The 662-nt window shown below is 71.8% G+C and carries 1 protein-coding gene; it reads right to left on the bottom strand.

Translation table 11 applies throughout. The features are described 5' to 3' along the window. Positions 1–662, bottom strand: a 662-nt coding sequence (locus FVW27_RS18415; protein ID WP_208294878.1) for a protein-tyrosine phosphatase family protein, incomplete at both ends; no start/stop codon positions are given.

Raw genomic sequence — 662 nt, forward strand, 5'->3', positions numbered from 1 at the left:
ACGTCCGCCGGACCGGGCATGCCGGGCATGGCGCGCAGGGTGGCGTCCAGACGGGCCACCAGGGCCTCGTATTCGGCCAGCACGGGCAGAAGATCATCGTGGCGGGCGGGTTCGGGCGCGGGTTCGCGCAGGGTCAGGGCGCGGTTGCGGCGACCGTAACGGCGCAGGGCGCTCCACTGGCGGTAGTTGGCGGGCTTGGAACGCAGGCGGCGCATCAGCCGTTCGGTGCGGCGCTGGCCCAGCCCCCGGCGCAGCAGGTAGGCGTTCAGCACCGTGCCGGTGCGGCCAATGCCGTAGCGACAGTGGATGTATACCCGGCGGCCCAGGTACACGGCCTCGTCCAGCCAGTCCAGGGCCTGCTCCAGTGCGGCCTCGTCCGGGGCGTGTTCGTCCTCTATGGGCAGGTAGAACACGTCGAAGCCCTGTTCCTGCTCCAGGTCGGCCAGCACGCACAGTTCCTCGCACAGGTTCAGGATGGCCTGTATGCCCTGTTCGCGCAGGGCGTCGAGGTGTTCGCGCGTCACCGGCGCGGGTCCGGCGGCGATGTGCTGGGTGACCCAGGTGACCGGAAACGTGGGGTGGCCGGACGGGGCCTGGGTGGTCAGGGCATTGCGCAGGAAGGCCGCCACCCCGCGCGCGGCGCGTTGCAGCAGGCCGCCCCG

It is taken from the genome of Nitratidesulfovibrio liaohensis, assembly GCF_011682075.1.
GTDB classification, from domain to species: domain Bacteria; phylum Desulfobacterota; class Desulfovibrionia; order Desulfovibrionales; family Desulfovibrionaceae; genus Cupidesulfovibrio; species Cupidesulfovibrio liaohensis.